Below are 23,046 nucleotides of genomic sequence, written 5' to 3'. Positions count from 1 at the left end.
GTCAACGGGTGCCCGGACTTGCGCCCAGACCTGCCGGCTTCGCGTTCTGCGCAGCACCCTGCAAATCTGCTGGATGCGATCGCTGCCGCCCCTGATCGCGTCCATCGCGCTTGCGCCTGTCGATGCTGCCCGCCGCATCGACGTCTTTCGCCGCCATTCCCCGCCAACCCGCTTCGGCACGAGGTCGAGGCCGCCCCAACTCAATCGTCACGTCCCAGCTCCATCGCTGAACACAGTTGTTTGCCGCGCACTCCGCCAGCCTTGCGATCAGACTTGCGATGCGGGCCTTGTCGTTTCTTGTTGCGATCGGCGAAGCGAAATGACGTCGCTTCGCCGACGTAAAATACATGCCTGCGTAGGCCGGCATTGTGAAAGCACGATATGGTGAGAGATGCGGCGGATTGCCGCTTCATCGACGCCGATTGCGATGTGACGATAAGATGACAGCGAGACCGACGTGCCGATCATCGGCGCGAAGTGTGACGACTCCGATCGCGCCTCACAGCGAGCCGGGATGAGCGAACATCCGACGGATTGAATTCGGTAAAGTCGCATGCGAGCGAGCCGATGGACCGCCACACGTGGCGGGACAGCGAGGACCAGTTGGGCGATGAGCGCCGAGCAAGCCGGGGTCCTTGCCGGCGGGTGGAAGGATTGCCGGAGGGATGCTCTCACTCCGTCCCGGCCGCCGGAATTCGGCGCCGCCTTGTATGCATTATCCCAGTTGCCATCCCCGCACACTTCGCTTTACATGCCGGCAACTCGCCCGCGGATGACGGCCGGGGCTCAAAAATCACACACATTGTCAAAGGGACGGAATATGGCGCGCAACATATTGATTCTCGGGGCTTCTTACGGCTCGCTGCTGGGCACGAAGCTGCTGATGGCGGGGCACAATGTGACCCTGGTCTGCCGCGCCAAGACCGCGGAGCTGATCAATCGCGAAGGTACCGAGGTGCGCATCAAGCTGCGTGACGAGGCGGTGCACCGGGCGATCTTCTCGCGCAACCTGCCCGGCAAGCTCGACGCCGTGACCCCCGCCAATGTCGACCTCTCCCGCTACGATATGGTCGGCCTTGCGATGCAGGAGCCGCAATACACCAACCACACCGTGCGCGTTCTCATGGTCAAGATCGCCGCGGCGAAGCTGCCGTGCCTGTCCATCATGAACATGCCGCCGCTGCCCTATCTGAAGCGGATCCCGGCGCTCGCCGACATGGATCTGGAAGAGGCCTACACCAACGCCCAGGTGTGGGAGCGGTTCGAGCCGGGGCTGGTGACGCTGTGCTCGCCCGACCCGCAGGCGTTCCGTCCGCCGGAAGAAGCCGCCAACGTGCTGCATGTGGGCCTGCCCACCAACTTCAAGGCGTCGGTGTTCGCCGACGAGAAGCACAACAAGGTGCTGCGCGAGCTGGAGGCCGACATCGACGCGGTGACGCTCGACGGCCACGACGTGCCGGTGAAGCTGAAAGTGTTCGATTCCCTGTTCGTGCCGCTGGCGAAATGGTCGATGCTGCTCACCGGCAATTACCGCTGCATCACGCCGCACGATCCGCAGTCGATCCGCGACGCCGTGCACGGCGACCTCAGCCGCTCGCAGACGATCTACGACCACGTCGACGCCATCGCCCGCAAACTCGGCGCCGATCCGCAGGACCAGGTGCCGTTCGCGAAATACGCCAAGGCCGCCGAAAGCCTGCTCAAGCCGTCATCGGCGGCGCGTGCGGTCGCGAGCGGGGCGCCCTTCATCGAGCGCGTCGACCTCCTGGTGAAGCTGATCTCGCATCAGCTCGGCGTGCCCAATGCCGAGATCGACCGCACGGTCGAGACCGTCGATCTGAAGCTGAACGAGAAGATCGTGCAGGGCGGATCGGGCGCGCAATAAAGCGCGCCGCATCCAGCGACGTCGACGCTCACGCGCTCAGGAATGATTGAAGCCAGATCAGGCCGGTCACCGCGACAAGCGTGACCGCGCCGGTGCGCGTGACCAGGTCGGGATGCCCGAGACGGCGCGCGCCGCGGCCGAGCGTTGCGCCCAGAGTGATCCACGCGGCGCCAGCGGTGACAATCTGAAGCGCAATCGCGCCCAACCAGGGCAACAGTTCAAGCGGCCCAGCTCCAAGTGGCAGAAGCAGGAAGGCGAAGACGAGCGCTTTCGGGTTCAACAGGGTTGTGAGCAGCACCTGGCCGAACGTGACCGGTGCACCGTCGCGCAGCTCGCGCGTGTTGACTCGCCAGAGCATGACGGCAAGGCACAGGATGTAGATGGTCACCGCGACGCGGAGCAGGACGGCCGCGAGCGGGATATCCATGACGATGGGCCCGAGCGCCAGCCGCAACAGCGCGATCGCTAGCAGATAGCCGGCGAGCTCCGCCACAAGCAGATGAAGCGAGCGCACAATGCCGATCCCTGCGCCCGATGTCGCGAGCAAAGTGTTGGTCGGCCCGGGCACAGCCAGCAGGAAATAGGTCGCCGTGAAGAAGGTCAGGAAGCTCATGCGCCTGAGCTAGCAGCCCCTGCCCAGGCTTGGTTTGATCTTCATCATCGAATCCGGTCGTCAAAGCCCGGAATCGACCCGAATCCGCCCATTCCGTGATCGCAGATTTGCGAAAACGTTGCATCCATGCGAGGTCTGGCCTTACGTAACAGAGGCTGCCGAGATGCCTCGGCAGAGACTCCAGATGCCGGCTGCGGGCAGCAGGTTCCAAGCCTGCCCGCGAGAGCCGGATTGACGGGCGAAAGAACAAGTCATCGAAGATGGATCAGTCGACGTTGCAGGTCGCTCGCGCGGTGGAGGCCGGCGCGACAACCATGAAGAGCGTCATCGACGCGACCGGATTGTCCCGTCTCAAGGTCGAGCGCGCCTTGAACACGTTGGAGAAGCAGAAACTGCTCGTTCGCGACGGCCAGGGCTTCAAGGCAGCCGGCCAGCCGAAGACGGCGCCGTTCGCCCGGCAATGCGGATCCTGCAACGCCTGCTGCGACATTCTCGAGGTGGCCGCCGTCGACAAGCCGGTGAACCAGCTCTGCAAGCACTGGCAGACGGGCACCGGCTGCACCATCTACGACCGCCGTCCCCAGATGTGCCGCTCCTTCGTCTGCGCCTGGCTGCAGGGGCATCTCGACGATGACTGGTTCCCGGCGAAGTCGGGCATCATCGTCCATTTCAGCCAGGATGCCGTGAACGTCACGGTCGACGACCATTGCCCCGATCGCTGGCGCGAGGAGCCTTATTTCGGCAAGCTCGCCGAATGGTCGCTGAATGGCATCAGGCGGATCGGAAACCGGGGTTATGCGACCCTGATCGTCTCCGGCGCCGACCGCTTCCTGCTGCTTGGACGCACGGTCGTTCCCGAGCCGACGCTGTTCGGCACGGCCTTCGTGCCGCTGACGGCCGACACGTTCCGGTTCTGGCGGGCGACATCGCCGGAGCATTTGCAGCGGTTGCATGAGCGCATCGCCGAGATGGAGCGGATCAGGCAGGAATTCGGATCCTGCATCATCCCGGAGAACGAGGACGACGATCCGCAAGCTCCTTATCGGCCCGCACTTTTACGGCTATCGAATCACGCCTGAACGCCGCCGTGGGCAACGCGGCTTGATCAGCGCCGTGCCGCTCGACGCGCCGCGGCGGGATTGATAAGCCCCTGTCCGCGAATGACGGGGACTTGAGTCGGGCATGACGGTTGCAATCGAGATGGGGCAGACCACGGCAGGCGCCGCGGCCGCCATGGACCTCGAGGAACTCTTGGCGACCCGTCTCCTGGTGCAGGGCAATTCGGGCTCCGGCAAGTCGCATCTGCTGCGGCGGCTGCTGGAACAGAGCGCGCCGTGGGTGCAGCAGGCTATCATCGACCCCGAAGGCGATTTCGTCACGCTGGCCGAACGCTTCGGCCATCTCGTGATCGAGGCCGAGGATCACACCGAGCGCGGCCTTCAGGTCGCCGGCGAGCGCGCGCGGCTGCACCGCGTCTCCACCGTGCTCAATCTCGAAGGTCTCGACGCCGAGAACCAGATGCGGCGCGCGGCGGCGTTTCTGGGCGGGATGTTCGACGTCGACCGCGACCATTGGTATCCAATGCTGGTGGTCGTCGACGAGGCGCAGCTGTTCGCGCCGGCGGTTGCCGGTGAAGTCTCGGACGAAGCGCGCAAGCTCTCGCTCGGCGCCATGACCAATCTGATGTGCCGCGGCCGCAAGCGCGGGCTCGCCGGCATCATCGCGACCCAGCGACTGGCGAAGCTCGCCAAGAACGTCGCGGCGGAAGCCTCGAATTTTTTGATGGGGCGCACCTTCCTCGACATCGACATGGCGCGCGCCGCCGATCTGCTCGGCATGGAACGGCGGCAGGCCGAATCCTTCCGCGATCTCGAGCGTGGGCAGTTCATGGCGCTGGGACCTGCGCTGTCGCGCCGCCCCCTGCGCTTGCATATCGGCCCCACCGACACCCAGCCGCGCAATTCCACGCCGCGGCTGATGCCGCTGCCGGAATCCTCGCTTGAAGATATGCGCGCCGTGATCCTGGCCGCGCCGCCGCCCGATGCCAGCCGCCCGCAGCGCCGGCCTGCGCCGGATTTGCTCGAGCAGCTCCGCGCCGCGAAGGCGGCCGCTACGCCGGAGATCCGGCCCGAATTGGTCGAGGTGGCCGTCAGCGCCGAGGAGCTTGCAGAGCGGCGCGAGCGCGTGGCTCGTACGCTGCGTGCCGTGCTGGCCGAGCCCGACGCCGGCTTCCGCGCCATCGGCGTGCTCTATCAGGAGTTCGTGGTCCGCTGCCGCATCGAGGGCCTCGGCTCCGCCGTCCCCGATCTCAACGAATTCCGCCGCATGCTGACGCATGCGCGCGCCGGCCTCGGCACTGATCTGGCCGAAGACGACGCCTGGCAGGATGTGTCGCTGCGTGCATCCATCTTGCCCGACGACATGCAGGGCGTGTTCATGATGATCGCGCGCGCCGCGAAGGAGGGCTGGCCGTGTCCCGGCGACGCCGCGATCGCGCGCGCCTATGGCTCGCATTCGCTGCGCCGCGCGCAGCGGCTGCTCGGCTACATGGAGGAGCAGGGCCTGATCGTGGTCCAGCTCGACGGCGGCGGACGCAGGATCGTGACGCTGGTGGAGCTGGCCTGGGCCACGGCCCCCGGCGATCCCAATGGCGATGATCTGCCGGCGGAGCCAGCAGCGAGCGCCGTGTCGGCCTGAGCGTCAGGCGGCCTCGGAGCCGCCGAGATAGGCGTCGCGGATTCGAGGGTCGTCCTTCAGCGCCCGTGCCGGGCCTGACAGCACGATCTTGCCGGTCTGGAGCACATAGGCTTCATGCGCGATCTCCAGCGCAAGGCTGGCGTTCTGCTCGACCATGAACACCGAGACGCCCTCCTGGTTGATGGTCCGGATCAGTTCCAGCACGCGGTCGACATAGAGCGGCGACAGGCCCATGGTCGGCTCGTCCATCACGATCATCCTGGGACGGCTCATCAGCGCGCGCGCCATCGCGACCATCTGCTGCTCGCCGCCGGAGAGCGAGCCCGCGCGCTGCGACAGCCGCTGACCGAGCTTCGGGAATAGGGTGAGCATCCTGTCGAGATCCTGCGCCACCGCGTCGCGGTCGTTGCGCACGAAGGCGCCCATCAGGATGTTCTCGCGCACGCTCATATCCGCGAACAGCCGCCGCGCCTCCGGCACCGAAGCGATGCCGCGACGGACGATCTGCGGCGTGGTCAGCCCGATCAACGATACGCCGTCGAACGTGACATCGCCGGAACGCGGTTTGACCAAACCAAGGATGATCTTCATCGTCGTCGACTTGCCGCTGGCATTGCCGCCGAGCAGACAGACGATGTGGCCGCGTGCGACCGTGATCGAGAGATCGAAATGCACCTGGGCCTGGCCGTAGAAGGTGTTGACGTTGGACAGCGCCAGCAGCGGTTCGGGTGCGCTCGTCGTCATGCCGCGCTCTCCTGCTCCGACGTCCCTGATAGCCCGTGGCCAAGATAGGCCTCGATCACCTTGGGATCGCTCCGCACCGCTTCGCCCGGCCCTTCCGCGATCTTCTTGCCCTCGTCCATGACGATGACGCGATCGGACAGGCGCATCACCATCTCCAGCTTGTGCTCGATCAGGAGGATGGTCAGCCCTTCCGCCTTGAGCTCGGCGACCAGCTCCTGCATCTCCGCTGTCTCGGTCGGGTTCATGCCGGCCGTGGGCTCGTCGAGCAGCAACAGCCGCGGCTTCAGCGCCAGCGCGCGTGCTATCTCGACGCGGCGGCGGTTGGCGTAAGACAGACTATAGGCCGGCTGGTCGATGCGCGGCAGCAGCCGTTCGCCGAAACGGGCGAGAATGGCTTTCACCTCCTCGCGCAGCCGCTCTTCTTCCGCCTTGACGCTCGCGGGCCGCAGCAGCGCGAGGCCCAGCTCCAGCAGCGGGCCGATCACCGGCACCGCCGGCTTCACCGCACGCAGCCGCGTGTGCGCGCCGATCAGGACGTTGTCCATCACGCTGAGATTGCCGAAGACCCGCCCGAGCTGGAAGGTGCGCGCGATGCCCTGGCCTGCCAGCCGCTCCGGCGACAGGCCGGTGATGTCCTGGCCTTCGAAGTGAACTGTACCCGCGTCCGGCCGATCGAGCCCGGTGACGAGATTGAACAGCGTGGTCTTGCCGGCGCCGTTCGGGCCGATGATGCTGACAAGCTCACCTTTGGCGAGGTCGAGGTCGATCGCGTCGACGGCGGTGAGGCCGCCGAAACGGCGCGTCAACTCGCGCAGGTACAGCATGGAATTGAGCTGTGCCATCACAGCGTCCCCAGCAGGCCCTGCGGCCTGAACCGCACGAGCAGCAACAGCACGATGCCGTAGATCAGGATGCGATACTCCGCTGCGATCCGGAAAACTTCAGGCAGCCCCACCAGCGCGACCGCTCCGAGAATCGCGCCGACGACATTGCCGAGGCCGCCGAGGATGACCACGGTCAGCGCCAGGATCGATTGCTGCGTGTTGAAGGTCTCGTGGTTGATGTAGGAGTAGAGATGTGCCGCGATGCCGCCGCTGACGCCGGCCGCAAAGCCACCGAAGATGAAGGCCAGCGACTTGTAGCGGTTGAGACTGAGGCCATAGGCACGCGCTGCGATGTCGTCGTCGCGGATGGCGCGAAAGCTGCGGCCGAGATGCGAGGTGAGCAAGCGTCCCTGCAGCAGCGCCAGCACGACCATCACCGCAAAGCTGAACCAGTAGATCGAGGTCGGGCTGATCAAATCGTAGCCGAACAGCGACAGCGGCGGGATCCCGGAGATGCCGATCGGGCCGCGTGTGACGCTTTCCCAGTTCAGGATCACCAGCGACACGATCTCGCCGATGGCGAGCGTCGCGATCGACACGTAATGCCCGCGCAGCCGAAACGACGGCGAGATCAGCGCGGTGCCGAGCGCGGCGCACATCAGGCCACCGCCGATGATCGAAAGGCCCACCGGTACGGAGAGGGTCAGTGACAGCAGCGCGGAGGTGTAGGCGCCGATCGCGAGCAGCGCGGCGTGACCGAGCGAGACCTGGCCGATCGTACCCGCAACCAGCGTCAGACTGAGCGCGAGCATGCCGAGCAGCCAGGCATTGATCAGGGTCTGCAGCACGTAGAACGACACCGGGAAGAACGGCAGGACCGCGAAGATCGCGGCCGCAACAGCCAAGGCCCAGCGCGGAATGCGCACCGGGCGGCTCGGCGCGATGAAGGTGCCGGTGAGCGGCTCGGGCGGCGCCTGCCGCGCGCTGGCGAACAGGCCGTTCGGCCGCAGCACGAGCACGACGACGAGCAGCAGAAACGCGAACAGATTTCGGTAGCTGGTGCCGAACACCGCAACGCCGTAGCTCTCGACGAGACCAAGCAGCAGGCTGCCGATGACCGCGCCAGGCACATTGCCGGCGCCGCCGACCACTTCGGCGACGACGCCCTTCAGCGTCGCTTGCAGGCTCATCGCGGTGTCGATCTGGTTGTAGTACATGCCGACCAGCATGCCGGAGACGCCGCCGAGCGCGGCGGCAATGCCGAACACCGCCTGATTGACGCGGTTGACGTCGACGCCCATCTGCATCGCCGCGTCGCGGTCCTGCGACGCCGCGCGCACCGCCCAGCCGAGCTTGGAGTAGCGCAGGAACACGAACAACAAGAGCGCGCTCGTGAGGCCGACGCCGGCAATCAGCAGGTCGAGCGGACCGATCGTGCCGCCACCGACCTGAAAACGGACATCAGGCAACTGGCTCGGCAGCGCGCGCGGATTGGGCGAGAAGGTCAGCATGACAAGCTGATCGAGCACGAAGCTGATGCCGATGGTGGCGAGCAGCGGCGCGATGCGCACCGAGTTCTGCAGCGGACGCAGGCCGAACCGCTCGATGATCAATCCGACAAGCGCGGCAGCCACCGCGACCACGATGATGGTGAACGGCAGCGGCGTATGCAGCTGCACCACCGCGACCCAGCCGATATAGGCACCGACCAGATAGATCGAGCCCTGCGCGAAGTTGATCAGCCGGCTGACGCCGAAGATCAGCGCGAGCCCGACCGCAACGAGGGCGTAGACATTGCCGACGATCAGCCCGTTGATCGTGTAGTCGAGCCAGGAAGACACGCAGGGTTCCTACTGAAGGGAGAACGGGTCGGAGCGATCGCTCTAGCCATTAGGTCAGGTCGGCTTGCCGTCCCAGAGCGCGAACTGGCCCTTGCGCACGACGAGCTCGGCGTTCATGGCGCCCTTGACGCGGCGGCTCTCGACGTCGAACGTCGCGGAACCGAAGATGACGCTGGAGACGTCCTTCACTTTCGCGAAGGCATCGCGGACCGCGCGGCGGTCGGTGCCGCCGATCTTGACCACGGCGGCCGCCATGTTCATCGCATCATAGGAATAAGCGTTGAAGGCGTCAGGCTCCTGCCCGCCGTATTTCGCCTTGAAGCCCGAGATGAATTTCTTCACCTCCGGCCTGGGATCCTCGGGGAAATAGCGCGTGCCGAGATGGACGTCCTCGACCGCCTCGCCGCCGAGCTCCAGAAATTTCGGCGAGTAGACTGAGCTCGCGGCGCAGATCACCTGCTTCAGGCCGACCTGCCGCGCCTGCCGGGCGATCAGCGCGCCGTCGGAATAATAGGAGATCAGGATCAGCCCGTCCGGACTGGCGTCGCGCACGCGCACCAGCGTGGAGCGGAAGTCGCGCTCCTCCGCGATGTAGCCCTCGGTGACCGCGACCTCGGCACCGTACTCCTTCGCCGCCTTGACGAAATAGTCGCGGCTGGTGCGGCCCCAATCGGTGTTGAGGTGCAGCACGGCGAGCTTCTTGAGGCCGAGACGCTTCACGGCATAAGCCGCCAGCAGCGGCTGCTCGTCGGCCTGGCTGACCGAGGTGCTCCACATGAAGTCGCCGCCCTTGGTGAAGTCGGGGTGCGAATTGGTGAAGCCGAATTGCACGAGGCCGCCGCGCTGATAGATCGGCGAGGCCGCCATCGAAGCCGGGCTGGAGAAATCGCCGAGCTCCATGACGATGCGGGGATCGGAGACGAACTTCTGGGCGATCGCCACCGACTGGCGCGGATCGCTCTGGCTGTCCTCGAACTGATAAGCGAGCTTGCGGCCGTTGATGCCGCCGGCCGCCATGATCTCGTCAAGCGCGAGATCAAAACCCTGCTTCCACTGCGTGCCATATTGCGCGTTCGGTCCCGTCAGGGGGCCGCTGACGCCGAGCAGGATCGGTTCGGACGATTGCGCGAAGGCTCCGCGCGAGACGGCCGCTCCCGCCATCATGGCGGCGAGAGATCCCTTGACCAGGCTACGACGATCGATGTTGCTCATGCACGGCTCCATCCACTCAATGTTGAAACAAGCAGCAATTCTTGTGCCGGTGAGATTGCCTATTTCGAGGGCTCGCCGAGCGACAGCATCAGCCGGTTCGCCCAGTTGAAGAACGAGGCGCCGTTGATGACGTCGACGATCTCGGCGTCGTCGAGACCGGCGCTACGCAGCTCCGCGATATTGTCGGGCCCGAACGCGATCGGCGTTGCGGCCAGCGCCACCGAGGCCTTGACCACGGCATTCCAGCGCTCGCCGAGGTCGGCCTTGATGCCCTCGTCGAGCAGGCGCTGCACGTCGTCGCGGCGCTTGGAATAGGTGCTGGCGAAGCGCGCATGCACCGAGGCGCAGTAGATGCATCCGTTGTAGCGCGAGGTCGCGGCGGCCGCGAGCTCACGCTCGGCGCGCGGCAGGCCGTCGGCGACGTTGTAGAAGATGTCCTTGTCGGTCTTGGTGCGGGCTTCCAGCACTTCAGGGTCGCGCACCAGCAGGCGGAAATATTCCGACTTGGCGCGGGCGCGATCGACGAGGCCCGCATAATGCCGCTCGGTCAGCTCGGCCTCCGGCAGCGGATCGATCCAGGAGACCCAACCGAGCTCGTCCTGGGTGAAGACGACGGGCGGATTGACGGGGGCGCTCATGATTGCGGTCTCCTCTTATGCGTTCGCCGCGGCGAGCGTGCGCAAGCCGCTGACGACCCGCACCTGGAACGACAGGAACGCGACGAGTTGGGAGAAAGTGACGATGCCGGTGGTCGACCAGCCGGCGTCAAGCAGCGCCTTCATGTCGCTAACCGCCGCATCGCGGGGCCGGAACACCAGCAGATGCGCATGCTCGAGCGCTGCTGCGAGCTTCGCACCAAGCGCCGGCTTGCTCGCCGCACTGACGCGATAAATCAGGCCGGCGGTGTTCTCAATCGACAGTGGGCCGGCGGGATACGAGCCATAGGGACCCGAGGTCCTGCCTCGCGCGATCTCGGCGTCGATCGCCTCCAGCAGGCGCGCACCGTCCGCGTTTGCGACAAGCTTGTCGCGATAGAAGGCGGCAACGGGCGACTCGCCATGGAGCCCGGTCACGAAGGCGGCGACCGCCGCGCGCTCGGTCAGCGAGACATCGCCGGCGTCGATCGGCTCGAACAGCGAGAGATAGCTCTTCTGCGCATTCTCGCGCGCCTGCAGGCGGCGGGCGCGGATGGCGTCCAGAGCCGAGCCCGGCTCGATCCCGGCGAGTGTGTCGATGATATCCTGCGTACTCATCATTCAGCCTCGTGCAACGCGATGCTCTTCATGTCCAATCAGCCCGCCAGCGCCACGTCGGGCGCCGTCCGGGTCCAGCCCAGCGCCGGCGCGACCTTCTCCGCAACGAGATCGATCGAGCGCAGGACATGGGGATGCGGGGCATCGACCGAATGCACCTGGAACACGAGATCGGTCACCCGCTCCAGCGTGGCATCGGTGCGCAGCGAGGCGATGACGTGGTCGGCATCGCCGACATGGGTGTCGAACGCCGTGATCATCTCCTCCAGCGTCTCGCCCGGCTTGGCGTGGCCGCCCTTGAGAAACTGCGGCAGCGCACGCCGCAGCCCAATGTCTGCAAGCCGCAACGCCTCACGATGGTCGTCGGCGACGAACACGCTGCGCGAGGCCATGATGCGGGGCTCGCATCCCGGCGGCAGCGCTGCGAGATAGGCATCGATGACCGGATTCTGGATTTCGGCCAACGTCGCCTTCGGCGCCTCCTTGGTCCGTGGCTGCGTGCGCGACAGCAACAGGCCATCGCCGGCCTTGCCGGCACGGGCGCCGCCCGCGACCGAGAACGTGGCCTGCCAGATCCGCTTGTCCAGTTGCGGCCGTTGCGGATAGATCGTGTCACCGCCATCAAGCGGCTTGCCGACCAGGGCAGCGCGAACGACCTCCAGATTGCGCGCAAAAATCTCGTTGCGCTGGGCGCTGTCGAGGCCGAAGGCGGCAAAGGCCGACGGATTGCCGCCGGTACCGACGCCGAGCTCGAAGCGGCCGTTGCAGATCAGATCGAGCACCGCGGCGTCCTCCGCCACCCGCACCGCATTCTCCAGCGGCAGCGTGACGATGCCGGTGCCGAGGCGGATGCGCGAGGTCTGGGCCGCGACATAGCCGAGAAAGGTGAAGGGCGACGGCAGGCCGCCTTCGCGCTCGTGGAAATGATGCTGCGCGATCCACGCGGAATCGAGACCCGCTTTCTCGGCGCGCACGATCTGCTCGGCCGCGAAGCGATAGCGCTCGGCGGGTGGGGCCTCGTCCAATAGCCGCGTGAAGAACCCCAGGCGTTTCAGATTTGCAAAGCGTTTCATGCGACCCCTGTCGGGCGAGGATGGCCAGGCTGCCGATGATGTCGGTTACTGCTGCTCCAGACAAGCGGGCATTGCGCAAGGCTCATACGCAAAGGCTCGTACGCAAGGCTGCCCGCCGGGATCGCCCCTGCACTGGACTTCGCTGGACGTTGGCTGGGCAGATTGCCTACCAGCTCGGCAGCACCGCGCCCTTGAACTTGGTCAGGACGAACTCCTTGACCTCCGGCGTGTGGTAGCTGTCGACGAGGATCTTGACCCAGGGCTTGTCCTTGTCGGCCGTGCGCACGGCGATCAGGTTGACATAGGGGCCCTTCGGGTCCTCGCGGAGGATCGGATCCTTGACCGGATCAAGGCCCGCCTGGGTTGCATAATTGGTGTTGATCGCGGCGGCGTCGACATCATCGAGCGCGCGCGGCGCCTGCGCCGCGTCGACCTCGATGAACTTCAGCTTCTTCGGGTTCTCGGTGATGTCGAGCACCGTCGGCTTGAAGCCGGTGCCGTCCTTCAGCTTGATCAGGCCCTTGTCGCGCAGCAGCAGCAGCACGCGGCCGCCATTGGTCGGATCGTTCGGAATCGAGACCTTGCCGCCCTCGGGGAGGTCGGCGATGGCCTTGTGCTTCTTCGAATAGACGCCGATCGGGAAATTCACGGTCAGGCCGACGGCCTCGATCTTGTAGCCGCGGTCGGCTTTCTGGTTGTCCAGATAGGGCTGGTTCTGGAACGAATTGGCCTGGATCTCGCCGGCATCGAGCGCGGCGTTCGGCACGACATAGTCGGAGAATTCGAGCAGCTGGATGTCGAGGCCCTGCTTGGCGGCGATCGGCTTCACTGCCTCGAGGATCTGCGCATGCGGGCCCGGTGTCACGCCGATCTTGATGGTCTCGGCGGTGGCTGCTGCCGACCAGGCGGCGAGCGCGGTTGCGAGGATCAGGGGGAAGCGAAACGACATCTTGGTCTCCATGGCACGGCGAGAATGATTGGAACCGTATTCGCTTCTCCGCCGGATGAAATCAATGAAATGGAAAACCATTTTTGCCGCCCGGCGCGGACGACGCTTCTCCGTTCGATCCGATGTGGGGAACGAACGCGCAAACAGCCCCGGAGTTTCGCCATGACCACCCACGCCGCTCCCGGGCAGCGGTCCGGGCCGTGGCCCGCAAGGGGCTCCCCATCGTCATTTCGTCGCATGGCCCGGCAGTCACGCCGGCATTGCCGCCTCGTGCATGATGCAACATGATGGCCGCGGGCGACGATTTGTCTTCGCGGTGGAGGGTCATCTGATGAACGAGAACGAAATCCGGGGTCTGGTCGCGGAGGTGAAGCAAGGCACGCTGTCGCGACGCTCGTTCATCCGGAAGGTGGCCGCGGTCGGAATCGCAGCGCCGATCGCGAGCCAGATCCTGCTCTGGCACGACGTGGCGACGGCGGATGCCACGCTGCCGTACAAGCCGACCAAGGCCGGCGGCGGCGGCCCGCTCAAGCTGCTGTTCTGGCAGGCGCCGACCCTGCTCAATCCGCATTTCGCGCTCGGCACCAAGGACCAGATGGCCTCGCGCGTGTTCTTCGAGCCGCTCGCCGGCTGGGACAAGGAGGGCAACCTCATCCCGTGCCTTGCCGCCGAGGTCCCGACCAAGCAGAACGGCAGCCTTGCGGCCGACGGCATGAGCGTCGTCTGGAAGCTGAAGCAGGGCGTCAAATGGCATGACGGCCAGCCCTTCACCGCCGACGATGTCATCTTCACCTGGCAATACGCCGCCGATCTCGCAACCGCGGCCTACACCACGGGATCCTATAAGGACATCAAGGTCGAGAAGATCGACGACCACACCGTCAAGGTGATCTTCAGGGCGCCGACGCCGTTCTGGGCCGATCCGTTCGTCGGCTCGGTCGGCCTGATCCTGCCAAAACATCATTTCGGCGACTATGCCGGCGCCAAGTCGCGCGAGGCACCGGCCAATCTGAAGCCGGTCGGCACCGGCCCGTACAAATTCGTCGAGTTCAAGCCGGGCGATTTGATCCGTGCCGAACGCAATCCCGACTATCACATCAAGAACCAGCCGCATTTCGACACGCTCGAGATCAAGGGTGGCGGCGATGCGGTGTCCGCGGCGCGCACCGTGCTGCAGACCGGCGAGTACGACTTTGCCTGGAACATGCAGGTGGAGGAGGAGGTGCTCAAGCGCATGGAGGCGGGCGGCAAAGGCAAGCTCGACATCACGCCGTCCGGCAATGTCGAGTTCATCATCCTCAACACGACGGACCCGTGGACCGAGATCGACGGCGAGCGCTCCAGCGTCAAGTCCAAACACCCGACGCTGTCCGACCCCGCGGTGCGCCGGGCGATCAACCTCCTGATCGACCGCGACTCGATCCAGAAATTCATCTACGGCCGCGGCGGCATCGCCACCGCCAGCTTCGTCAACGCGCCCAAGCAGTTCAAATCGCCCAAGCTCAAATACGAGTTCGACGTCGACAAGGCGAACAAGATCCTCGACGAGGCCGGCTGGAAGAAGGGCGCGGACGGCATCCGCGAGAAGGACGGCAAGAAGCTCAAATACGTGTTCCAGACCTCGATCAACGCGCCGCGCCAGAAGACACAGGCCATCATCAAGCAGGCCTGCCAGAAGGCCGGCATCGACATCGAGCTCAAGTCGGTCACCGCATCGGTGTTCTTCTCCTCCGACGTCGGCAATCCCGACACCTACTCCAAATTCTATGCCGACATGGAGATGTACAACACCACGCAGCCGCAGCCCGACCCGGAGCGCCTGCTGAACCAGTGCGTGTCCTGGGAGATCGCCACCAAGGACAACAAATGGCTCGGCCGCAACAACTCGCGCTATTCCGATCCCGAAGCCGACAAGGCCTACAAGGCCGCGCAGAACGAGCTCGACCCGGTCAAGCGCGCCGCGCTGCTGATGAAGGTCGACGAGATCTTCTGCGGAGCCCACGTGTTCCTGCCGTTGCTCTCACGCCCCATCGTCAACGCCGGCGCCAACAACCTCATGATCGACATCTCCGGCTGGGACACCATCACGTGGAATCTGGCGGCGTGGTATCGGGTTTGAGGGGCACGGCGCGAAGGCTCCAATGCACATCCCAACGTGCAGTGCCGTAGGGTGGGCAAGGGCGCACAGCGCCGTGCCCACGATCTCCCTCCATGAGCAACAAGGCGTGGGCACGCTACGCTTTGCCCACCCTACGAGATCGAGATTGTGGCTCGCAGCTCAACCCGCAGACACGCCTTCGCGTTCTCGCGGCGCAATCCGCCCGAGCTTTGCTTCGTCGCTCCACCCTCACAAAGCCAAGAGGGCGCAGGGAAGGCCGGGTGCCAGCGTGCACCCGCGGTCTGCTGCGCGAATAATGCGCAAAGGAGACCGCACAGCAGCATACAGGTGTCGCCGATCACTCGGCCTTCCCTGCGCGATGGTTGGACGGCTTATGCCGTGATCTCCCGGGAGCCGACCTTTCCTTCTGGCCTCCCTCGCCCCGCGAATTGACGATGCCGTCTGCCCGGTTGGGCTCGCGCGCATCTTCGCGAAAGGCTTGACCGTAGCAACGACGGCCAGGACCACACGGTTTTGCCGTACGCACGGCCCGCTTGTTCGCCGCAGGGTTCGACGACGTTGTGCACGTTGCCATCGACCTGCCGGCGAGACGAACCTAACAGCGCCGCTCGTCGCACGCGGTTACGGACTCACAGGGACTACCCGCCCTGCCCGCACCTCTCATGCCAACGCTGCCGCGTCCACCGCAACCCCGGCTCGCGACAGTGACGACACAAGGTCGCCCCTCTTGGATGAACCGGGATGGGCGATACATACGCCGAAACCGAATTTCGGTAAAGTGGAATGTTTTTGTAGGAAGGGGTTGACGGGGTGCGACACAGGCGTGTTGTTTTGCCCAACGAGCGATGCGCCATGAAATCGCGATCAAGGACGATCGTTACTTTAGCGATTCAAATCGAAATGCCCGGTTCCACGACGATTAGTGAAATAGTTTCCACTCAAGCGATCGAATCCTACGCTCGAAATCCTCAATATCGCCGACCCCTCATAGGAGGAGCCAGCACCGGCTTTGTTGTGCTTCGGAATTACTCGGTAGACGTAGTAGAGGATCGGCCTGCCGGACTCAGGATCCTTCTTTGGGAGAGCAATCAAAGTTTCCGAATCTGAATCCCTCGAGAAGACTTCCATACTAACGCGCAGCAGATCTTGCTTGATCTGCGCCTTTGCCGCCACGAGGCCGCTGCCCTCCGCAGTCTGCCAATGAATATTCATAGTCCACTGGCCGTTCAAATCAGGGAAGATAAGTTGATTAAGCTGCGGAAACATCGCCCAAGCCTGCCGCCAACCAACATAGATTAAGAAGAGCAACACTAGATTGAGAATAGTTGCGCCGGAAAATGCAATACCAATACTAGCCCAAACGGTTGGCTGGTCCCCCCATTTCCAAATCGAGGCAACAATCGCAGCAACGCAAGCAGCGTAGGACACGGCTACCGCCCAGACGATTCTAGTCAATGGAAGGACGCTAATCACGGCTGCTCCTCGAAAAGAACTTCACGACCTCGCTCGAAGATCGCGATACCAAACCCTTCGCTGGCGATGCCCGCTAGCGCTACTGACGGAATCCAAGACCCAAAGAGAGCAGCCAAATATCTACCTCCAAACCGCTTCGAACGGTCGATTTCGGCGTCATGGATGATGGGGGGTGAAAAATATTGAGCAACCTTGGTTAGCCGCCACGTCTGGGAGATAATGTGGAAGCCGTCGTGATGCTCGCTACCACGCGAAGCGATGTGAACGAGTTGATCGACAAGATCACCTTTGAGATTCGGCTCGTACAGAGAGAGAGGAATGATCGGCAGACTTTCGGGCGAATTGCAAACAATGAGACCTACACCAGAAAAATCGTAGGTTCGCTGCACCATCACACTTCGAAGAAGAGCCCGCATCTTCTCGGTCGGCGCACCTGGATCAGAAGACATACGCATCACACCTCAACATTAGGAAAAGGGCTAGATTCTCCTTGGCACCATCTAGCGCATAGGACGGATAGAACGAAGCTAAACCTATCAAGGTCTACCCGACAATAAGCACGATGGGTTTCGCACAGTGATCGACCCATCTTACGCACTCGATTTGATCCAGGAGGCACTTGCATTCTAACACTCAGTTTATCCGAATGGCGACACCGGCGGCGGTTAATTTCGATTAGGCCCGATGTATCCGACAACGCTAGACCATCGGATATTGATCAGGCCGAAATCTGTGTCGACGCTCAGAAACTCATCGCCATTGTACGAGAATAGCCGGTCGCGTTTGATTGGCATCAGATGGCCGTCAACGAGATCTGCCTCCGTTCGCCTATTTTGTATGAGCGCAGCATCGCGCTGCTTGCGCGATAAATGTCCGATACTTTGGTAGTCATCAACCAAGATAGTTGAAGACCAGGACGCGGGCAGCGGCCTGTCGCTGTTAGCGATATCTCTCATCCGAAACAGTAATCCTTGCGCATACAATGCATCTGTTTGCCGGTCTGCCTCAGCGAGCATCTTGAGACCGTTCTTTCGGGCCACATCGGAAGCCATACTTTCAAGTAAGCCCAGCGCGGCACCCGCGCCGATGGCCCAGGTTGGCGAACCAATGAAGCCAACGCCTGTCGAGACGCCGCCCATTTTTGATGCGGCCTCCGACCTAAGCCCGCTTATGATGGCGATGCTTTCCGTTGGGTAGAGGGTGACGCCATGAATTTTGAGCGTCTGTCCCGATGCGAGAATTGCCACAGCATCGCCACCGTCGGTGTCTTGCCGCATGATCGCCTTCTACCTTCCGACACGATGAGCTTCACACGTGCTCTACCCATCCCACGCTTCTATGAATTGCGGTCAACTATGACGTCACTCGGCGCAAAATGGCTAGTGCGACATCAACCAATTGAGTGGGAGACTTCCGCACGTCTAAGAGTGCATTCAATTCTGCCCGTCTTGGGCAACGGATATTGGCGCTAGATGAATTCAACAGTTGGTCGGCGATCCTCTTCGCAGCACCTCCGGTCGCGCCAATAGGCAATAAGAAACAGCCGCTAGTCTTTGCTACCTCGAATTCGGACAGTACACCGTCAGCGTCCACAACTTCGCCGTTCTCAACCTTCTGGCCTCCTATAAAAATAATCGAACCTGATAACTTGCCAAGCTCTCTTCGCAGCAAATCCCACTGTTCTAGGTTGGGCTCTTGGCCAAGAAGTGGTTGGGGAAATGGCCTTGCTATCAATCTACGATTAAGGTCCCAAGTTGCCGTACGTTGAAGTGACGAGAGAAAGCCCGATACGGTGGCCGAACCGACCAACAATCCCGTTCCGCTAACAAGAGTATACTCGTCTCGGCCGAGCGCGGCTCCCAATCCATAGGCCACTTGATGTATGAACTCGGCGCGAAGTGTGCCCTCGACACCAACAGGCCAGCTGCCGCTAACCCAAACTCTTTTTCTAGCTACCCGACGCTCAATGTCATTCAGCAGTGCTGGTACTTCGTCGTAGGACTCGATTTCAACTACTCTCAAGCCATAGCGCTGAAGATCATCGGCCCAAAGAACGTGTTGCGTAAGTCGCGCCTCGTATTGCGCTTTGGAACCGAAGTCTTTTCTGTGAGGCGGCCTGACGACAGCGAAGTGCTCCGGCGGGGCTTCGGAGAAATTCTCTCGGATCGATGAGAGGACGTGGCGAACATTAGGATCGGTAAAGCTCAATCCGAGAAAGAGAAGCGAGAGACTCGATAAGTGTGCGTGCAAAAGGGGAAGAAAGGCGCCGCGCCTTAATCGGAACAATTCATAGTCGTCGGTCGAAATCACAACGTCATCAAGCCGATCGACCGAACCGTGCATCTTGTAGAGCCGAACTGCTCCAGGCCTAGGTTTCAGAATGATATCGGACGCGGCAGAAATGGCTTCGATAGGCCTACCAATTGTAGAGAACGCTCGCTCGATGAGCCGGTCATAGTTTGTTGTCCAGATGTGCCTAACTGGTAAGCGCGCAACGACTTCCAGAGTGCTCGGGATCGGTCTCTCTACGCCGATCTCATCTCGTATGACCTGCCGGATTCTAGTCGCACCTGCACTCTTTCTGATATGCCATTGAGCCAACGCCGCAAGATCTGAGACATCGCCGCTATCAACCCCGAGCTCTTCACCAATCTCTTGAAGAAGTTTCTTCCACGAGGGGTATCCAGCGGCCATCGAGACACCGGCACCTATAAAAACCGCAGCCGCGTCCTCGGCGAGCGCCGCTGGATAGTCTCTCAGAAAGATATCCCGATTGCTGCCACTTCGCGGAGCAATCATCCGAGTCTACTTTCCAGCCGCATTCGCGGCAGCTTCAATCCATGCTTTCAGCTTCGTATGATTGTCGTACTTGTAAATCGAATATCCGTGCTGGGTTAGCAGCGCTGGCGTCCGGCCGACACCATCGGTTTCGCCATCGAAGTTCTTTAAATGATGAATTTGAACGCCTACAATACCGTTTCCGCGATCAATTGACTTCTGAATTTCGTAGTTGATGAACTTCCTGCCTGCCGTCTGAGCCCCAATACAAACAACAGTCACGCTTGTGCCGTGGAGGGCATTATCGATGAGCTTCTTGACCTCGTTGTCGCTCTTCTTTTTAGCTTCTTCCCAAAGCGAACTGTCCTTGAATCCCGCGGCGGCCTTATCGACGATCTCCGGTAGATTTCTTATTTGATTTACACGTACGATGTCGTTTTGGTAGTGAAAGCTAAAAAATACGCTTCTTGTCATTGCTACCTCCAAATGAATCAACAGGAACGCGATATCAGATAAAGTCACCCGCATTGATGCTAGAGGTTGCAAGCTCTGCGCGCAAACGAAAAAGGGTTGTAGTCCCCACTCCCATCACCCTTCCCCTGTGTGCTTTGGATCCCAGCAGAATCACGCGCCCTCCCCTACAATGACCCCGCATGGCCGCAAACAAGGTAACGGCGGTACGCGTGAGGCTGCGGAGGCGATCAACAGCTACGGACTTTTGAGGCCGCCAGGGTGAAGAGCCCGGCGGCTTTTTTCTTCATTGCAATGCAGCACTGAGAACGTGGAGGCCTGGGCCTTCGCCGCGCCGAAGGGGCTTCGGCCCGCAGGCGGGACAAGCCCGGGCGTGATGGCCTTGCAAAGGTCCGAACGCGATGCTCCTCGATCGGGCCGGCACCTGTCGCCTATGAACCACCCGCCCCCTTCCGCTCCTCCCGCTCTTCCTCGACCTGCCGCTCCGCTTCGAGCCAGAACTCCAGCTCGCGATTGCTCGGCCGGCCCGCCTGCTCCCAGAGCTCGTAGGCGCGCGCGCGCACCTGGCCGCGCCGCATCATGCGGCGGAGCTTTCGCTTCAGCTCTTCGGCAAAGCTGCGGAAGCGCTGGCCGGTGGTTTCGTCGTTGACGAGCGCGGCCGCTCGCGTGGCGAGTTCGATCTGGTGCTCTATCTTTTTCTGCTCGTCCACCGCCGACCCTGCCGAGGGAAAGGATAGTTGTCAGAGCCCGTGCTGTTCGGAGATTGAATTCCTTTCGGGGATGGTCTGTTCCCTCGACAACAGCGCGCGGGATGGGAGAGCGGAGGATGGGGTGAGCGAAGCGAAACCCATCGGGGTCTAGACGACGTCGACGCTTGATGGGTTTCGCTTCGCTCTACCCATCCTACCCGCCGCCACTGCGAGCCGAAGCGGGCCCCACTCAGTGCCACGTCGTGTCGGCTTCGACGATCACCACTCTGATTTCCGGATCCTCCGCCGTGTTGCAGGTGCAGGGCATGCCCTCACCGCAGCGGCAGCCGCCGAGTTTCTCGCTCCAGGCCCGGAGCGGATGGTTTTCACAGACCCATCCCAGACCCTGGCAGAATGGGCATTTCTTGTCGGTCACAGCGTATCCGGCGTCCGCAGCGTGTTCGACTTGTCCTCGTTGCGCAGCTCTTGCTCGGCCGCGTTCCAAAATTCTTCTTCACGGCCTTCGGGCTTGCCGGCCTGCTCCCACAAGCGGTGCGCGCGTTCTCTGATGTCTTGCTCGGTCGGGTCGGGCAATTCTCGTCTCCTCTGTGAAGCACGGCCCACCCTGGGGGGTATGGGGGGCTTGGAGGCGGGCCGTGCAGGCCAGCGATCGGCGGCGAGGCTGACCCGCGGATTCAAGCTTCGATCGTGCGCGGGAGTTCCTAATCGCGCGCGCTCGGGCGACGACGTCCTCATCAATACCTTGAGACCAGGAAAGAACAGGGCGTCCAGCCAGGACAGGAGCCACACGGGCAACGCCCCGGCTCTCAAGAAGGCCAGGCGGCCGCCATCACCGGGATCACGACCGCACATCCCCAGATCGCAAAAGTCAGGACACCAGGGTCGTGCAATGTCTCGGGAGGATGGAGATGCGAAGCTCGGAGATATCGGTAGCGGGAGAAGGATCCGCACCACATTCCAAAAAACCAAAAATCCTACGTAAATTCATAAACTTGGATCGGAGGTGCGAGCCCGAGCGTGATACATCTCTTCCGGATGTAGCACCTTCGCCGCGCCCTCACTGCGTTGTTGCGCTACTCTCGAAGGGCTTGTTTTCGGCGATGAACCTCGCCGCCAACACCAAGGCCCCCATCGAAAACTCCTTTCCGTGCGCGGCAATCATACGCTCGGAGAGCTCCGCCAGTTCCTGGAAGAAGTGATCCTTGCTTGTGGCTTCGCTTCGCGCTTCGGTTGCTGTCATGAACTTTCTCCTGGAGCTCGCGGCAAGGCTCGTCGCCCAGCTCGCCGTTACTTGAAGATCTGCGGCGGAAACGTCACGATCGCCGCCTCGCCGCCATGTGTCCCGATGGCAAGATGCTGGCCATCGTCGGACCAGCAGACGGTTTGGACCGCGCTCCGGCCCGGCGGTTTGACGACCAGTTCGTCGGGTTCGCCAATCCTGGCAACGACGACCCTGCCGTCGCTGTATCCTGCCGCGACCAACGGACGTCCCGGATGCACGTCCACTGCCTCGACAAGGACGAAGCCACCGCGGCCGGTGCCGACGCTCGTCGGCTGTTCGCCACCGTCGTCGAGACTGGAAGCGTCCCATGCGATCATGCGGTAGGCTCCGCTCGTCACAAGAATGCGGGAGTCTGCACTCCACGAAAGAGACCGGACGCTTGCAGGATAGCTCGGAATCCGAACGGCACGCGCATCGGAAAGACGCAGCAATACGATACCTCCTTCTGCGACGGACATTGCCAGCCAGCTTCCATCGGGACTCCACGCCAAGCTGGAGATGACGCCCAAAGCCATTGTAGCGGTGGGCTCAGGTCGGGGTCCGAAGGCACGCACAAGCAGACAACCGTCAGCTCCTATCGCGAAGCTTCGACCGTCTGGCGAGACGGCGATCGCGGATGAACGCCCTCCCGCACGCTCCTGAAGCCATCCGACGTCGCCGTTGGAATCGCAGTATATGACCGACCCGTCGGAGGCCGCCAGAATACCGCCGGCATGCACCGGGGCGACGAGATCGATCGGGGCCGCTAATTTTGCGGCCTGTCGCGTGACACCGGATGCCGACACGTGCAGCAGCTGACTGCCATCGCTTGCGATGAAGCCCTCGGGCTCGATCGAGGCGAGATGAAGCGAAGCATCGCTGATGACGACTTTCGTCAATGGCGGGACCGGATTCCGCCGCGGTGAGATCGTCGATCGGCCGCCGTCCAAGGCCACACGATAACGGTCTTTCGGCGGTTCGCTGTCGGCCAGCGGAGCGATGGCCAGAGAGCCATCGGCGAGCGCGAACGCCACTGCCTGTCCCGCAGCGTCGAACGCCGCGTTCGTAACCGGCGCCCCCATGGTCCAGTGCCGACCAAGCAAGTCATAGAGCGTAGCCGTCTCAGCTTCCATCGTGTCCATC

At 62.8% G+C, this 23,046-nt stretch carries 24 protein-coding genes; 4 read left to right on the top strand and 20 right to left on the bottom strand.

From position 1 onward, the window contains the following. Position 1 precedes the first annotated feature (1 nt). Positions 2-367 carry a hypothetical protein gene (locus RAD10_RS11520; RefSeq protein WP_461617572.1) on the bottom strand — a complete coding sequence of 122 codons (366 nt, stop codon included), beginning with the start codon at positions 365-367 and terminating at the stop codon, positions 2-4. Between the two features lie 453 nt (positions 368-820). On the opposite strand from RAD10_RS11520, the gene RAD10_RS11515 reads away from it, so the two are divergent. Beyond that, positions 821-1,885, top strand: coding sequence for a ketopantoate reductase family protein (locus RAD10_RS11515; RefSeq protein ID WP_183236972.1), 1,065 nt, complete (start codon positions 821-823; stop codon positions 1,883-1,885). Positions 1,886-1,913: 28 nt separating this feature from the next. On the opposite strand, the gene RAD10_RS11510 is transcribed toward RAD10_RS11515, so the two are convergent. Further along, the gene (locus tag RAD10_RS11510) at positions 1,914-2,498 is read right to left on the bottom strand and encodes a LysE family translocator (RefSeq protein WP_461617571.1); all 585 of its coding nucleotides are present in this window, start codon (positions 2,496-2,498) and stop codon (positions 1,914-1,916) included. Positions 2,499-2,758: 260 nt separating this feature from the next. Between RAD10_RS11510 and RAD10_RS11505 the strand changes: the two genes are divergently transcribed. Together RAD10_RS11505 and RAD10_RS11500 are read left to right on the top strand one after the other, a co-directional pair. After that, positions 2,759-3,577, top strand: coding sequence for a YkgJ family cysteine cluster protein (locus tag RAD10_RS11505; protein WP_461617570.1), 819 nt, complete (start codon positions 2,759-2,761; stop codon positions 3,575-3,577). Between the two features lie 103 nt (positions 3,578-3,680). Further along, complete coding sequence (locus tag RAD10_RS11500; protein WP_461617569.1) at positions 3,681-5,195, top strand: helicase HerA domain-containing protein; 1,515 nt, start codon at positions 3,681-3,683, stop codon at positions 5,193-5,195. 3 nt (positions 5,196-5,198) lie between these two features. On the opposite strand, the gene RAD10_RS11495 is transcribed toward RAD10_RS11500, so the two are convergent. The 8 genes from RAD10_RS11495 to RAD10_RS11460 form a co-directional block, all read right to left on the bottom strand. Then, entirely contained in the window at positions 5,199-5,939 is a 741-nt protein-coding gene (locus tag RAD10_RS11495) for an ABC transporter ATP-binding protein (RefSeq protein WP_461617568.1), read from the bottom strand. Further along, a complete protein-coding gene (locus RAD10_RS11490) occupies positions 5,936-6,781 on the bottom strand; it encodes an ABC transporter ATP-binding protein (RefSeq protein ID WP_461617567.1) in 846 nt (281 codons plus the stop codon). The genes RAD10_RS11495 and RAD10_RS11490 overlap by 4 nt, the downstream gene beginning before the upstream one ends. Further along, positions 6,781-8,604 (bottom strand): ABC transporter permease, encoded by a 1,824-nt coding sequence (locus tag RAD10_RS11485; protein WP_461617566.1) that lies wholly within the window; start codon positions 8,602-8,604, stop codon positions 6,781-6,783. Before RAD10_RS11485 ends, RAD10_RS11490 begins: the two co-directional genes overlap by 1 nt. Positions 8,605-8,658: 54 nt before the next feature. Continuing rightward, a complete protein-coding gene (locus tag RAD10_RS11480) occupies positions 8,659-9,816 on the bottom strand; it encodes an ABC transporter substrate-binding protein (protein WP_461617565.1) in 1,158 nt (385 codons plus the stop codon). A 59-nt stretch (positions 9,817-9,875) separates the two neighbouring features. Further along, positions 9,876-10,454, bottom strand: a complete 579-nt coding sequence (locus RAD10_RS11475) for an alkylhydroperoxidase domain protein (protein WP_461617564.1) — start codon at positions 10,452-10,454, stop codon at positions 9,876-9,878. A gap of 15 nt (positions 10,455-10,469) precedes the next feature. After that, positions 10,470-11,072: a CMD domain protein gene (locus tag RAD10_RS11470; protein ID WP_461617563.1), complete on the bottom strand. Its 603-nt coding sequence runs from the start codon at positions 11,070-11,072 to the stop codon at positions 10,470-10,472. A gap of 35 nt (positions 11,073-11,107) precedes the next feature. Next, positions 11,108-12,142 (bottom strand): putative FMN-dependent luciferase-like monooxygenase, encoded by a 1,035-nt coding sequence (locus RAD10_RS11465; protein WP_461617562.1) that lies wholly within the window; start codon positions 12,140-12,142, stop codon positions 11,108-11,110. Between the two features lie 166 nt (positions 12,143-12,308). Further along, positions 12,309-13,103 carry a MetQ/NlpA family ABC transporter substrate-binding protein gene (locus RAD10_RS11460; protein ID WP_461617888.1) on the bottom strand — a complete coding sequence of 265 codons (795 nt, stop codon included), beginning with the start codon at positions 13,101-13,103 and terminating at the stop codon, positions 12,309-12,311. Between the two features lie 319 nt (positions 13,104-13,422). Here RAD10_RS11460 and RAD10_RS11455 point away from each other — a divergent pair, with 319 nt between their 5' ends. Continuing rightward, positions 13,423-15,210, top strand: a complete 1,788-nt coding sequence (locus RAD10_RS11455; RefSeq protein ID WP_461617561.1) for a peptide ABC transporter substrate-binding protein — start codon at positions 13,423-13,425, stop codon at positions 15,208-15,210. A gap of 882 nt (positions 15,211-16,092) precedes the next feature. Here the strand turns inward: RAD10_RS11455 and RAD10_RS11450 are convergent. The 10 genes from RAD10_RS11450 to RAD10_RS11405 form a co-directional block, all read right to left on the bottom strand. Next, positions 16,093-16,638: a Cap15 family cyclic dinucleotide receptor domain-containing protein gene (locus RAD10_RS11450; protein WP_461617560.1), complete on the bottom strand. Its 546-nt coding sequence runs from the start codon at positions 16,636-16,638 to the stop codon at positions 16,093-16,095. Positions 16,639-16,679: 41 nt separating this feature from the next. Beyond that, on the bottom strand, positions 16,680-17,132 hold the full coding sequence (locus RAD10_RS11445; protein ID WP_461617559.1) for a hypothetical protein: 453 nt from the start codon (positions 17,130-17,132) through the stop codon (positions 16,680-16,682). A 216-nt stretch (positions 17,133-17,348) separates the two neighbouring features. Beyond that, positions 17,349-17,960: a hypothetical protein gene (locus RAD10_RS11440; RefSeq protein WP_461617558.1), complete on the bottom strand. Its 612-nt coding sequence runs from the start codon at positions 17,958-17,960 to the stop codon at positions 17,349-17,351. A 76-nt stretch (positions 17,961-18,036) separates the two neighbouring features. Next, positions 18,037-19,482 carry an SIR2 family protein gene (locus RAD10_RS11435; RefSeq protein WP_461617557.1) on the bottom strand — a complete coding sequence of 482 codons (1,446 nt, stop codon included), beginning with the start codon at positions 19,480-19,482 and terminating at the stop codon, positions 18,037-18,039. A 6-nt stretch (positions 19,483-19,488) separates the two neighbouring features. Continuing rightward, positions 19,489-19,935 carry a TIR domain-containing protein gene (locus RAD10_RS11430; RefSeq protein WP_461617556.1) on the bottom strand — a complete coding sequence of 149 codons (447 nt, stop codon included), beginning with the start codon at positions 19,933-19,935 and terminating at the stop codon, positions 19,489-19,491. A 428-nt stretch (positions 19,936-20,363) separates the two neighbouring features. Next, entirely contained in the window at positions 20,364-20,642 is a 279-nt protein-coding gene (locus RAD10_RS11425; RefSeq protein WP_461617555.1) for a DUF2934 domain-containing protein, read from the bottom strand. A gap of 229 nt (positions 20,643-20,871) precedes the next feature. Further along, entirely contained in the window at positions 20,872-21,057 is a 186-nt protein-coding gene (locus RAD10_RS11420) for a hypothetical protein (RefSeq protein WP_104463822.1), read from the bottom strand. Continuing rightward, entirely contained in the window at positions 21,054-21,215 is a 162-nt protein-coding gene (locus RAD10_RS11415; RefSeq protein ID WP_461617554.1) for a DUF2934 domain-containing protein, read from the bottom strand. Before RAD10_RS11415 ends, RAD10_RS11420 begins: the two co-directional genes overlap by 4 nt. Before the next feature lie 484 nt (positions 21,216-21,699). Continuing rightward, positions 21,700-21,882: a hypothetical protein gene (locus tag RAD10_RS11410; RefSeq protein WP_091960733.1), complete on the bottom strand. Its 183-nt coding sequence runs from the start codon at positions 21,880-21,882 to the stop codon at positions 21,700-21,702. 47 nt (positions 21,883-21,929) lie between these two features. Beyond that, a complete protein-coding gene (locus RAD10_RS11405) occupies positions 21,930-23,045 on the bottom strand; it encodes a WD40 repeat domain-containing protein (protein ID WP_461617553.1) in 1,116 nt (371 codons plus the stop codon). Position 23,046 lies beyond the last annotated feature (1 nt).

The organism is Bradyrhizobium sp. 23AC (assembly GCF_054863025.1).
The sequence above is the reverse complement of the archived record's forward strand: the minus strand, read 5'-3'. Positions and strand labels throughout refer to the sequence as shown.